At 64.6% G+C, this 12274-nt stretch carries 14 protein-coding genes; 6 read left to right on the forward strand and 8 right to left on the reverse strand.

All coding sequences use genetic code 11. The features are described from left to right. Positions 1-327 precede the first annotated feature (327 nt). Positions 328-1398: a patatin-like phospholipase family protein gene (locus KBA48_RS29430; RefSeq protein ID WP_292912253.1), complete on the reverse strand. Its 1071-nt coding sequence runs from the start codon at positions 1396-1398 to the stop codon at positions 328-330. Between the two features lie 152 nt (positions 1399-1550). Here KBA48_RS29430 and KBA48_RS29435 point away from each other — a divergent pair, with 152 nt between their 5' ends. Continuing rightward, positions 1551-2390, forward strand: a complete 840-nt coding sequence (locus KBA48_RS29435; RefSeq protein ID WP_292912254.1) for a 2OG-Fe(II) oxygenase family protein — start codon at positions 1551-1553, stop codon at positions 2388-2390. 46 nt (positions 2391-2436) lie between these two features. On the opposite strand, the gene KBA48_RS29440 is transcribed toward KBA48_RS29435, so the two are convergent. Both KBA48_RS29440 and KBA48_RS29445 read right to left on the reverse strand, forming a co-directional pair. Next, on the reverse strand, positions 2437-3573 hold the full coding sequence (locus KBA48_RS29440; RefSeq protein ID WP_292912255.1) for a serine hydrolase: 1137 nt from the start codon (positions 3571-3573) through the stop codon (positions 2437-2439). A 25-nt stretch (positions 3574-3598) separates the two neighbouring features. Beyond that, positions 3599-4453, reverse strand: coding sequence for a sugar phosphate isomerase/epimerase (locus tag KBA48_RS29445; RefSeq protein WP_292912256.1), 855 nt, complete (start codon positions 4451-4453; stop codon positions 3599-3601). 179 nt (positions 4454-4632) lie between these two features. On the opposite strand from KBA48_RS29445, the gene KBA48_RS29450 reads away from it, so the two are divergent. Together KBA48_RS29450 and KBA48_RS29455 are read left to right on the forward strand one after the other, a co-directional pair. Further along, positions 4633-4989: a hypothetical protein gene (locus tag KBA48_RS29450; RefSeq protein ID WP_292912257.1), complete on the forward strand. Its 357-nt coding sequence runs from the start codon at positions 4633-4635 to the stop codon at positions 4987-4989. A 126-nt stretch (positions 4990-5115) separates the two neighbouring features. Next, positions 5116-6138: a zinc-dependent alcohol dehydrogenase gene (locus KBA48_RS29455; RefSeq protein ID WP_292912266.1), complete on the forward strand. Its 1023-nt coding sequence runs from the start codon at positions 5116-5118 to the stop codon at positions 6136-6138. 114 nt (positions 6139-6252) lie between these two features. Here KBA48_RS29455 and KBA48_RS29460 read toward each other — a convergent pair whose 3' ends face one another. The 3 genes from KBA48_RS29460 to KBA48_RS29470 all read right to left on the reverse strand — a co-directional run bounded on the left by KBA48_RS29460 (position 6253) and on the right by KBA48_RS29470 (position 7385). Beyond that, on the reverse strand, positions 6253-6414 hold the full coding sequence (locus KBA48_RS29460) for a hypothetical protein (RefSeq protein WP_292912258.1): 162 nt from the start codon (positions 6412-6414) through the stop codon (positions 6253-6255). A gap of 84 nt (positions 6415-6498) precedes the next feature. After that, a complete protein-coding gene (locus tag KBA48_RS29465; protein ID WP_292912259.1) occupies positions 6499-6936 on the reverse strand; it encodes a hypothetical protein in 438 nt (145 codons plus the stop codon). Between the two features lie 50 nt (positions 6937-6986). Beyond that, positions 6987-7385: a group III truncated hemoglobin gene (locus tag KBA48_RS29470; protein WP_292912260.1), complete on the reverse strand. Its 399-nt coding sequence runs from the start codon at positions 7383-7385 to the stop codon at positions 6987-6989. Positions 7386-7492: 107 nt separating this feature from the next. Between KBA48_RS29470 and pip the strand changes: the two genes are divergently transcribed. After that, positions 7493-8443, forward strand: coding sequence for a prolyl aminopeptidase (gene pip, locus KBA48_RS29475; protein WP_292912261.1), 951 nt, complete (start codon positions 7493-7495; stop codon positions 8441-8443). Here the strand turns inward: pip and KBA48_RS29480 are convergent. After that, positions 8427-8909 (reverse strand): GNAT family N-acetyltransferase, encoded by a 483-nt coding sequence (locus KBA48_RS29480; RefSeq protein WP_292912262.1) that lies wholly within the window; start codon positions 8907-8909, stop codon positions 8427-8429. The genes pip and KBA48_RS29480 overlap by 17 nt on opposite strands. 239 nt (positions 8910-9148) lie before the next feature. Between KBA48_RS29480 and KBA48_RS29485 the strand changes: the two genes are divergently transcribed. Together KBA48_RS29485 and KBA48_RS29490 are read left to right on the forward strand one after the other, a co-directional pair. After that, complete coding sequence (locus tag KBA48_RS29485; RefSeq protein ID WP_292912263.1) at positions 9149-9817, forward strand: glutathione S-transferase family protein; 669 nt, start codon at positions 9149-9151, stop codon at positions 9815-9817. Positions 9818-9929: 112 nt separating this feature from the next. After that, positions 9930-10625 carry a hypothetical protein gene (locus KBA48_RS29490; RefSeq protein WP_292912264.1) on the forward strand — a complete coding sequence of 232 codons (696 nt, stop codon included), beginning with the start codon at positions 9930-9932 and terminating at the stop codon, positions 10623-10625. 52 nt (positions 10626-10677) lie between these two features. Here KBA48_RS29490 and KBA48_RS29495 read toward each other — a convergent pair. Then, positions 10678-12274, reverse strand: a 1597-nt coding sequence (locus KBA48_RS29495; protein WP_292912265.1) for a M3 family metallopeptidase, incomplete at its 5' end; no start/stop codon positions are given.

Genomic DNA, 12274 nt, shown 5'->3' on the forward strand with positions numbered 1-12274 from the left:
GTTCGATCTGTGGTGGCGTTGTCGCCTTGATGGGAACCAAGGATTGCAGGCTTGATGCCAAGTGGAGATTGTGCCCGGAAGTTGAGGGTTTCTGCGGCTTTTGGGTGTGGTGTGCCGTCCGGTTGGCATATTGCATAAAGCAAAAATGCGAAAAGCATCATGCATAAAGCAAATATTCTTGCACATCGCAACGATACCGACGGCGTGGCCGCAACCTAACCTTTCGGTTATAACGGGATGTCGTGGGAAAGGGTGGCCGTTACCGGCGCGGCTTCGGTGCCCGGCGTGAACAGGGTGAAGTCGACAAGGGGCCGACGCTGTTTTTCTTCAGGGGAACAAAGGTTCCATAAGGTCCGGTACGCGGTCCTTTTCCAACGCATCCAGCCAGCAATCGGCCAGACGATCGGTTTCTGCCACGGCGGTGCGCCAGTATTTCTGGCGTGTGGCTGTATCCATACGTTTGAAATCACCCCTGTCCGGGATTTTACCGAAGGGCAGGTTGCGGGCGAATTCCACCGAGGGGCAAAGCACCAGCATGCGGGACAGGCTGCTTTCCCGCGCCCTGCGCCAGGGCAGTTTTTTGTCGAACCAGCCGGGAATGACGCGGTGGGAAAAGTGCGGATACAGGATCAGGCCCGGCGGGGTGAAGCCCATATCCAGGTGATAATCCATGATCCCGCCATCCAGATAGAGGCCGGGCCGCGCCCCCTCCGGATCGACCACCCCGTCGAAAACGAAGGGTACGGCGGAGGAGGCCAGAAGGGCGGGCACCAGATTGCCCTGCGTCAGGGGGACAGCCTGGGTCGGGAATTCGGCATGCAGGTCAAAGGGTGGCGGGTCGCGCCGGTCATGCAGCACGGTCCGTTCGAAGAACAGCGGCAGGCTGCGCCGGCTGGCCAGATTGGCAAGCCCGGCCACGCTCAGCCCCAGGCCCAGCCGCACCTTGCCCGCCGTCGGCCCCATCGGTCCGCGTGCCCGCACCGTCAGGATGGATTGCCGCATGAACGGGTGCGACAGGACATGGGCGATCCCGTCGGTGCCGAATATCTCCCGCAGGAAATGGCGGCAATGGTCCGTCAGCTCCGCCGACGTCACCTTTGCGTCCACCGCGTAATCCAGATAGGCGGCTTCGAACCGCCGGGCCGCCGCGACGGGGTCGGGCTGTGCCAGACAGGCAAAACGCCAGGTGCCGATTGAACTGCCCACCATGTGCAGCGGCCGCGCCCGTTGCCGGAACCAGCGACCGAACAGCGCCTGGTCCAGGCGCGTCAGGGCCAGCCATTTGGCCCCGCCGCTGGCCCCGGCCACCACGTCGAACAGATCCTCATGCAGCCCGTCACGGCGGATGCGGGCCATGGCCTCTGGCCCGGCCAGGAAACGCAGGGGCTTGGAACACATCGGAGGACCGGCCCTCTTCAATGGAGGTATCGCGGCGCAACATAGGGGGCGGGCCGCCATCGGGCAAGGGGCCGCCTATTGACGGACGCCCGCCGGGCGTGATGATAGAGGTTATCCATACACGAGAACCGCCAGCGCAAGGCACCGCACCCATGTTCAACATCGCCACCGTGGATTTCCAGGCGCCCGACGCCGCCCAGCAATTCGTGCATTCGATGCACGAGACGGGCTTTGCCGTCCTGCGCAACCACCCGATCGATACCGGCCTGATCCAGGAACTGTACAAGGTCTGGTCGGGCTTCTTCGCCTGGGACGGCAAGTTTGATTACAAGTTCGACCCGGAAATCCAGGACGGCTTTTTTCCCTTCAAGTCAGAGAATGCCAAGGACAGCGCGCTGAAGGACCTGAAGGAATTCTACCATGTCTATCCCGGTCGCCGCCTGCCGCCGCAGGTGAAGGAGGCGACCGACCGCATGTATGCCGATCTGCTGTCGATGGGGCAGACGCTGCTGACCTGGATTCAGGACAATGTGCCGGCCGGCGTGCGCGACGCCTTTTTCGAACCGCTGCCCAGCATGATGAACGGGTCGACCAGCACCCTGTTCCGTGTCCTGCACTATCCGCCCATCGGCGAAGGGTATGAGCCGGGGGCCGTGCGCGCGGCGGCACATGAGGATATCAACCTGATCACCCTGCTGGTGACGGGCAGCGAGCCGGGGCTGCAGGCCCAGGACACGGCCGGCAACTGGCATGATGTGCCCTGCGATGCCGGCATGATCGCCGTCAATGGTGGCGACATGCTGAAACTGGCCTCGGGCAATTTCATCCCCGCCACCCCGCACCGGGTGGTGAACCCGCCGCCGGAACATAATGTGGCGCGCTATTCCATGCCGATGTTCCTGCACCCGCGCCCCGATGTCCGCCTGTCGGCCGAACTGACGGCGGGACAGTTCCTGGATCAGCGGCTGCGCGAGATCGGGTTGAAGAAGTAACAGCACCGGTCATGCCCTGTGATGCCGGGTAATGCAACGCCCGGCATCATGGCTTGAACAGGGCTGCCAATCCTTGCGCGGCCTTCAGCCGGTCGAACCCGCTTTCCTGCCCGTCATAATTGGTGCAGAGCGCCACCGTCAGGCCCAGATCGGGATAGATCAGCAGCATGGCGCTGCCGCCATTGGCCGTGCCACCATGATGCAGGAAGCGGCCCAGATCGTCCGCACCCTCGCGGAACCCCAGCGCATAGCGTTGCGGGTTCATGGTCCCGTCCGACAGTGGCACCGGCGTCCACATCCGGGTTCGGCTTTCCGGCGCCAGCAGGTTGCCCGACGTCAGCGCGATACCCAGCCGGACCAGATCGCCCGGCGTGGACACGAAGCCGCCGCCAGCCTGCCGGTCGCTGAGATCGTCCGCCAGCGCCTCGAACAGCAACCCGGCGAACAGCATGTAACGGGTGGCCGCCGCCGGATCACCTTTGCGGTCCAGGCGGGTGCTGTCCATGCCGGCCGGTTCCAGCACCAGTTGCCGCACGATCTCCGCATAGGGCTGGCCGGCGGCGTTTTCCATGGCCAGGGCGACGGCCGTGTAGCCATGGCTGCTGTAGCTGAACCCCGTGCCGGGCGGGAACAGCAACGGATCACCCGCAAAAAGGGTGGCCGCCTCGCGTGGTCCGTCATAAGGCGTGTTGCTGGCCATTTCGCCCCAGCCCCGGTAATGGCGGATGCCGGCCTGATGGCTCAACAATTGTTTCAGACTGTACCCGGCGGACGCGGAGGGGAAGTCGGGCACATAGGTGGCATAGGGCGCGTCCAGATCGACCACCCCCATTTCCGCCAGCCGCATCACCGCCACGGCTGTGATGGATTTGGAGACGCTGCCGATCCGGTACCGGGTTCCGGCATCGGCGGGTCGGCGGGTGGAAAGATCGGCATAACCAACGGCTCCAGACCACACCAACTGTCCGTTCACCGCCACGGCAGCCGACAGCGACGGCATGCTGTAAATGTGGTGCAGCCCGGCCAGCAGTGTCGCCGCATTCCTCCCCGCCGCCGTCTGTGGTGCGAACGTCTGTGGGAACGGTCTGTCCGGCCGCCGTTCCACAAACAACAGCAAACAGGCGCCGGCCGCCAGCAGCATGGCAAGCAGTGCCAGTGCCGTAACGCCGGCGAGCTTCTTCACCGACAGCCTCCCTGACGTCCGCACCCTAGCGGCCCTGCAGCCAGGCCAGCGAGAGGGCCAGATGCGCCGTCGGTGTCGGCGATTCGTCTTCCAGCACGTACCAGTCGACACCGGCCTTGCGTGCCGCCGCCAGCAGCGCCGTCCAATCGACGCTGCCCTGGCCGACGGGGGCAAAATCCCCCGGCGGGGCCGAACCGGTATATTCACCGGTCGATGCACCGGGCCGCATGTCCTTCACATGCAGCAGCTTCACCCGACCGCCCAGCTTTTCCAGCAGGGTCACGGGATCGACGCCGGCCTTCAGCACCCAGAACACATCCATCTGCAATTCAACGCAAGCCGGGTCCAGCCCGGCCAGCAGCCGGTCCAGCAGGGTTCCCGCCCCGTCGGCCGCGAATTCATAGCCATGAAGATGGTACATCACGCGCAGGCCGGCCGCCTTCAAGGCCGGGCAGGCGGATCTGTAGGCGGCGATGGCGGCGTCGACCTCCGCCGGGCCGATGCCCTGGTTCGCCCCCGCGCCCGGCGGTTTCAGCCAGGCGACGCCGACATACCGGTAGCCGACGATCTTCGCGGTCTCGATGATGCCCTGCACATTGTCGCGCAAATCCTTGATGCCGACATGGCTGCCCGATGCGGTCAGCCCCGCCTGATCCAGCAGCGCCTTGAAGGCGGCGGGTTCCAGGCCCAGCGTGTTGAACGCTTCCACCTGGGTCACGCCGCTGGCACGCAGGGCCTTCAATGTGCCGGCCGGGTCGCGGGCCAGATCCTTGTGCAGGCTGAAAAGCTGTACCGCGATATTGGCGTCGGGCACGGGCGGCCTGGCCCCCGCCATGGCTGCGGTGGCCGTTCCCAGCAGCAGGGCCAGCCCCGCCATCATGCCGCATATCCCGTGCCTGCGCATGTTTCCTCCCATCCCGCTTCTGATAGCGTTGTCAGTTCCCCTTCGCTTATCCCTGCATCCGCCCGTTCTGGCAAGCGGCGATGAATCCACTTGAGAACAAAATGGGAACATTATATAAGAACAGAAACGGAACATCGGAGATGATGGAGGATGTGATGCGACCGGCGATCCGACACAGCGCCCTGATCGGTAATGTGGGTCTGGCCAATTTCCGTGGTCAGGATTTCGATATGCATTGCGTCTGCTGTGGGGAGGAATGCCGCTGGCGCACCGACCTGCTGGTCCGCCGCCACGGCCATGACTGGCCGGTGGCGGAATTCAGCCGGGGGTTCGTCTGCCAGGGCTGTGGAGAGGTCGGCACGTCGGTGCTGCGCATCGTGGAACGGCCCGCCGACCAGCAGCACACACGGTTCCGCCGCATGGCACCGCGTCCGGTCCTGGGCGGTGGCGATGTTCCGTCCACCCCCGTGCATTGGCGGATGCGCGGGCTGGAGGAGGGGGCGGTGGCATAGATCAGAAATCTGGTCCTCCGCCCCCTTTGACCTGGATCATGGGCGGGTTTCTGGTGTTGCCGTAACGTACACGGCAACAGGCGGGCATCACGTCCGCCCGTGCGATCGGAAGGACCCTTGCCCATGCTGCCGCAGAAGATGAAGGCCGCTGTCGTCCATGCCTATGGCGCCCCGCTGCGCCTGGAGGAAGTGGCGGTGCCCCGGCCTGGCCCCGGCCAGATCCTGGTGAAGATCGCCGCCTCCGGCGTCTGCCATACCGATCTGCATGCTGCCGATGGCGATTGGCCCGTAAAGCCGCCCCTGCCCTTCATTCCGGGGCATGAAGGCGTGGGCACGGTGGTGGCCGCCGGTGCCGGCGTCACCGCAGTGCGGGAAGGGGACCGGGTGGGTGTGCCCTGGCTCTATACCGCCTGCGGCCATTGCGAACATTGCCTGACCGGATGGGAAACCCTGTGTACGGCGCAACAGAACACGGGCTATTCGGTCAATGGCGGCTATGCCGAATATGTGCTGGCCGATCCGAACTTCGTGGGTCATCTGCCCGCCAGCGTCGGCTTCACCGATATCGCCCCCATCCTGTGCGCCGGGGTCACCGTCTATAAGGGGCTGAAGGAAACTGACGCCCGGCCCGGACAGTGGGTGGTGATCAGCGGCATTGGCGGCCTGGGCCATGTGGCGGTCCAGTATGCCAAGGCCATGGGGCTGCATGTTGCCGCCGTCGATGTGGCGGACAGCAAGCTGGATCTGGCCCGGTCACTGGGGGCCGATCTGGTGGTCAATGCCGCCAAGACCGATCCGGTGAAGGAGATACAGTCCACCATCGGCGGCGCCCATGGGGTGCTGGTCACCGCCGTCAGCCGCCCGGCCTTTGCCCAGGCCATCGGCATGACCCGCCGTCACGGCACGATCAGCCTGGTGGGCCTGCCGCCGGGCGATTTCCCCGTGCCCATTTTCGATGTGGTGCTGAACCGCATCACCATTCGCGGTTCCATCGTCGGCACCCGCGCCGATCTGGCGGAGGCGATGATGTTCGCGGGGGAGGGCAAGGTGAAGGCCACCATCACCGTGGACAGTCTGGACAATGTCAATGCCGTGATGAACCGGCTGCGCGATGGTCAGGTGGATGGCCGCGTGGTGCTGGAGCTGTAATGCCATGGGTCAAAATTCTTGACCGACGCCGGCCCCCAATCCGCCAGGGGCCAGACCCTTGACGGATTGGCACGACGTAAAAAGGGGGACCAGCCGGTCCCCCTTTTTTTGTCCTTACAGTTGCCGGCCCGTGCCATCCGTGCTGGCGAACACGGAATGCAGGAACCAGAAAATGAAGGTGGCCAGCAGCAGGAAGCCGCCCCACTGGCGGCTGACGGTCATGAGGCCACCGGCGGCGGCCAGGGCGGCGGCATAGAAGAACAGGGACTTTTTCATGGTCAGGGCTTTCCGGTCGGCAAACGTTCCGGGATGGCCATCGGCCACCGGGCATGGAACGCGCATATCCAAATTCTGGGTGGATCAGACGGAAAGCCTGGCCGGCGGGCCGGTCGGCATGCGGGCGGCATGGCCGGCACGCGCAAACGGGACGGGATCGGCGACATCGGCCCAGGCCACAACAACCGGCAGCGTAAGGCTGGCACCCGGCGTTTGTGGTGGCAGCGCCTTGCCCGGCGGCGGATCACCGCCCGCAAGATCGGGGCGGGCCTGTTCGCGGTCGGCCTGCACCAGGGCTGCGGGAACCTCGGCCAGGGCGGCCCGCAGGGTGCCACCGGTCGACAGGCCGTCGCGCACCCGTTCAGCTTCCGCCCCCGGCGTGCCCAACCCGGCCAGCGCCCCCGTCACCGCCAGCAGCGACAGCAGCAGCAGTGCCTTCACCCGGTCCGACCATTGCCCCAACCGTCCGCGCGGGCGCGGCGGTGGCAAAATCTCTGGCACGGGAAGGGGTGGGTTGGTCATGGGGCCAAGATGGGAAAGGCAGGGGTGCGGCGCAAGGGGCTAAAGGGATATCAGGCGGAACGCGCCATGGCGATGCCCTGCTGCAACGCCTGTCCCATCCGTTCCGCCTTGTCGCGCAGGAAGGCGGCGGCGGGCGGGGTGAACAGCCGGCCCGTCGTCTCCGCGAACAGGGCCAGCCAGCGCTGGAAATGCTGTGCCTCCAGCCCCGGTATGCCGGCATGGACCTGCATGGGCCGGCCGCCATAACGGCCCGTGCCCATGGTCACCGATGACCAGAAATCATGCACCCGCCGCAAATGCGCGGCCCATTCCTCATCCCCGTCTCCCACCATCGCCTGGAAAACCGGTCCCAGCAGGGGGTCCACCCGGGCAGCGGCATAGAATTCCACGATCAGGTGGGCCAGGCTGGTGTCGTCGATACGGGGATAGGGGGGATCGGTGATGGTCATGGCCTTATTCTACGCACTTCACACCCTGTGCAGGCTTGTTTGCGCGGACGGTTTGCGTTGCGCCCTTCGCTTGCCTACAATCAGCAGAACAACAAACGGATGCATCCATGCCCCGCGGCGATCTCTTCTCCCCGCTCGACCCTTTTCAGACCGGCCGGTTGAAGGTCGACGATGTCCATACTCTTTACTGGGAACAGAGCGGCAATCCCGATGGTGTGCCCGTGCTGTTCCTGCATGGCGGGCCGGGGGCCGGTGCGTCGCCTACCCATCGCCGCTTCTTCGACCCCACCTTCTACCGCATCGTGATCCTGGATCAGCGTGGGGCGGGCCGGTCCACGCCGCTGGGCGATCTGAGCAACAATGACATTCCGCATCTGGTGGGCGATCTGGAGGCGTTGCGGGCGCATCTGGGCATCGACCGCTGGCTGGTCTTTGGCGGTTCCTGGGGTTCCACCCTGTCCATCGCTTATGCGGAGGCGCATCCCGACCGGGTGATCGGTCTGATCCTGCGCGGCATCTTCCTGATGCGTAAATCGGAGATCGACTGGTTCCTCTATGGGATGAAGCAGATTTTCCCGGAGGCCTGGGCCCATTTCAACGCCTATATCCCCGCCGATGAGCGCCACGACCTGCTGGAAGCCTATTGGAAGCGGCTGACCCATCCCGACCCGGCGGTGCATCTGCCGGCGGCACGGGTGTGGAGCATGTATGAGGGGGCCTGTTCGACCCTGATGCCCAGCCCGGAACTGGTTTCCGCCTCGGGCGAGGATACGCATGCCCTGGGCCTGGCCCGGATCGAGGCGCATTATTTCCGCAATAACGGCCTGGACCCGGAAGACCGGCTGCTGCGGGATATCCGCAAGGTCCGGCACATCCCCGCCGTCATCATCCAGGGCCGCTACGACATCGTCTGTCCCATCCGCACGGCCGACGAACTGCACCGGTCCTGGCCGGAGGCGGACTATATCGTGGTGCCTGATGCCGGGCACAGCGCCATGGAACCGGGCGTGCGCACCGCCCTGGTCCAGGCGACCGAACGGTTCAAGACGCTGCGGTAGCTGCCGCTTCCGGCCGTACCGTATAGCGGACATAACCATCATGTCCGCCCGTGACCTTGTCATAAAGGATGCGGGCGGTGGCGTTGGTCTCTTCGGTATGCCAGTAGACGCGGCCCCAGCCGGCATCGCGCCCCATCGTCACCAGCCGGTCGATCAGGGCACGCCCGACACCGCGTCCGCGCGCCGGTTCCGCCGTGAACAGGTCTTCCAGGTAACAGAGCAACTGCGCCGACCACGTGTGCGGGTGCAGGACATAATGGCAGAGCCCCAGCAGCGCGCCGTCGGCATCGGTGGCGACCAGCCCCTTCACGGGGGAGCCCGGGTCCAGGATGCGGGACCAGAGCGTGTCCGTCACCCGTTCCGGCACCTGCACCTTGTAGAAGGCGCAATAGGCATCCCATAGTTTCCGCCAGTCGGCCCGGTCGGCCACCGTGACCGGTCGAACGTGCACCCCGTCTGTCATCATCCGCCTTCCTGTTGAACCTGCCGCCTTGGGATATCGCACCGGCCGGGCGCGCTGTCCATCCACGGCAATGACGGGTTGGGGCCGGTCGGCGGAACCTGCACCGGTCCGATCACGATTTTCCCCGTGATCACAAGCCTCTGCCGAAAGAGCATGGCTCCACCCTTGTCACACCCCCGGTGCCTGTGGCATCAGGTTTGACTTGGCTTGGCCGGCGGAACAGCGGCGGATCGGAACGGCGCATGCGGACCCTCTTTCACCATCCCCTCTCCCCCTTTTCACGCAAGGTGCGGGTGGCGCTGGCGGAAAAGCGCCTGGAATTCGCCCTGGAACTGGAAAAACCCTGGGAGCGGCGGGAGGAGTTCATGTTGATGAACCCCGCCGGTGAGGTGCCCGTTCTGGTGGAAGCCGACGGCGCCGTCATCGCCGACCAGAACGCGATCTGCGAATATCTGGAGGATGCCTATCCCGCGACCACCCTGCTGGGCAGTGATGTGGCCCAGCGGGTGGAGGTGCGGCGTCTGGTCGGCTGGTTCGACGTGAAGTTCAAGGCCGAGGTGACGGACCTGCTGGTCGGGGAAAAACTGTTCAAGCGGTTTTCCGGTCAGGGAACCCCGCATGCCCAGTCGATTCGCGCCGGTCTGGCCAATATCCATTATCATCTGGATTATATCGGCTGGCTTTGCGACCGCCGCACCTGGCTGGCGGGGGACCAGTTCGGTTGGGCCGATATCGCGGCGGCGGCGCAATTGTCGTCCATCGATTATCTGGGCGACGTGCCCTGGGACGATCATCCCGACGCCAAGAATTTCTATGCCCGCGTCAAAAGCCGGCCCAGCTTCCGCCATATCCTGACCGATCATCAACCGGGCCTGCCGCCGCCCCGGCATTATGCCGATCTGGATTTCTGAACCCCCGCCGCATTCTTGTTTCCGCATTCTTGTCTCAATTCGGCCCCAACCGGTGGGGTAGGATGCGGCATGGGCGTTTTCGCCCGAACAAGAAATGCGTTGGAGAGATCAGATGCGCCGGTCGTTGGTTCCCTTTGCCCTTGCCACTCTGCTGGTCACCGCCATCCCCGCCGTATCCGCCCAGCCCGTGCCGCCGCCTGTCAGTGACACCGTGTCGCTGAACCTGTCGGCGGAGGAATGGGTGAAGACGGAGACGGCGCTGGTCACCCTGGTGGTGGACATTGCCGGCAATGGCAATAGCGGCACGGTGCGCAACGATGTGCTGAAGGCCGTGGCCGGTGTGGCCGATCGTATCGAATGGCGCATCACCGCCCTGAACCCGCAAAGCGACAGCGCCGGTCTGGAACGCTGGCAGGCGCTGTTGCAGGCGCGCCTGCCGGAAAGCCAGCTCGCGTCGCTTGGCGACCGCGCCAAGAAGGCCAGCAAGCCCGGCCAGCAGGTGCGGGTGGATAGCATCGCCTTCGACCCGACATTGGCGGAGATGGAGGCGACGCGCGGCGCCCTGCGCGACAAGATCTATACGCAGGTCAATGCCGAACTGAAGCGCCTCAACGCCGCCTTCCCGGACCGCACCTATCGTGTCGGCAAGATCGAATTCGGCGATGTCGGCAGTGTGGCCGTCCAGGCCTATCGCAAGTCCGAAATGATGGTGGCCGCCGCGCCGCAGATGGCCGATGCCATGCCGGGCGTTCAGGACAAGCTGGTCATGAATGCCCGGATCACGCTGGCCGTTTTCGCCGCTCCCTGACATCCATCTCCCGTGCCGTGATCGATGGATCGCGGCACGGGAGATGTGACGGTCAGTTCACACGGCTGCCGGTGCCCAGCAGGCCACGGTTGCGCAGCAAGGCTTCGACCTTTGGCGCGCGGCCGCGGAAGGCGACATAGGCATCCATCGGGTCCTTCGACCCGCCGGCGCTATACACCTGCTCATACAGCTTCCTGGCCAGCTTCGGATCGAAGATGTTGCCGGCTTCCTTGAAGGCATCAAACCCGTCGGCGTCCAGCACCTCGGCCCACATATAGCTGTAATAGCCGGCCGAATAGCCGTCGCCGGAGAAGACGTGCGTGAAGTGCGGGCTGCGGTGGCGCATGACGATTTCCTTCGGCATGCCCAGCTTGGTCAACTCGTCACGCTCGAATTTGTCCGGGTCCAGGTCCTTGGCGTCGGTCAGGCTGTGATAGGACAGATCGACCAGCGCGGAGGAGGTGTAGGAGACGGTGGCGAAGCCCTGGTTGAAGGTCTGGGCGGCCAGGATCTTGTCCAGCAGGGCCTTGGGGATCGGCTCGCCCGTCTTGTAGTGGACCGCGAAGCGCTGCAGCACTTCGGGCTGGGCGATCCAGTGTTCCAGGATCTGGCTGGGGAATTCCACGAAGTCGCGCAGAACCGAGGTGCCGGAGAGCTGCGGATAGGTCACGTCCGACAGCATGCCGTGCAGGCCGTGGCCGAATTCATGGAACAGGGTGGTGGCATCGTCAAAGGACAGCAGGGTCGGCTGACCCTCCGCACCCTTGGCGAAATTGTTGTTGTTCATCACGATGGGATGGACAACGCCCCCCAGCTTCTGCTGTTCGCGCAAGGAGGACATCCAGGCGCCGGACCGTTTGCTGGGCCGGGCGAAATTGTCGCTGTAGAAGACCGCGACATGGTTGCCCTTGCGGTCCTTGACCTCATAGACCTTGACGTCGGGGTGATAGCGGGGCGCGTCCTTCAGTTCGGTGAAGGTCACACCGAAAAGCTGGTTGGCCGTGTAGAAGACCGCTTCCATCATCTTGGTCAACTGGAAGTACGGCTTGATCTCTTCCTCGTTCAGGTCGTACTTCGCCTTGCGCACCTTCTCGGCATAGTAATACCAGTCCCAGGGCTCGATGGTGATGTTCTGGCCTTCGCTGGCCGCCATCTTGGCCAGATCTTCCTTTTCCTCCGCCGCGCGCACCTTGGCGGGTTCCCAGACCTGCATCAGCAGGTCGCTGACCGCCTGCGGCGTCTTGGCCATCGTGTCGGCCAGCTTGTATTCCGCGAAGGTCTTGTAGCCCAGCAGGTTGGCGCGTTCGATGCGAAGCTGCACAATCTCCTTGATGGCGGCGTTGTTGTCCTGCGCGTCGCCATTGTCGCCACGGGCGATCCAGGCATTCCAGGCCTGTTCGCGCAAGGCCCGGTTGGCGGAGAAGGTCAGGAACGGCTCGATCGAGGAGCGCGACAGGGTGATGACATACTTGCCATCCTCTCCGCGTTCCTTGGCGGCCTGGGAGGCGGCGGCCACCACAAAATCGGGCAGGCCGGCCAGGTCCTCCTTGCTGGTCAGGACCAGCTTATATTCCTTTTCGTCGGCCAGGACGTTCTGGCTGAACTGGGTGGACAGCACGGCCAGACGCTGCAGGATGGCGGCCATACGC

Source organism: Niveispirillum sp., assembly GCF_017996735.1.
Lineage (GTDB): Bacteria > Pseudomonadota > Alphaproteobacteria > Azospirillales > Azospirillaceae > Niveispirillum.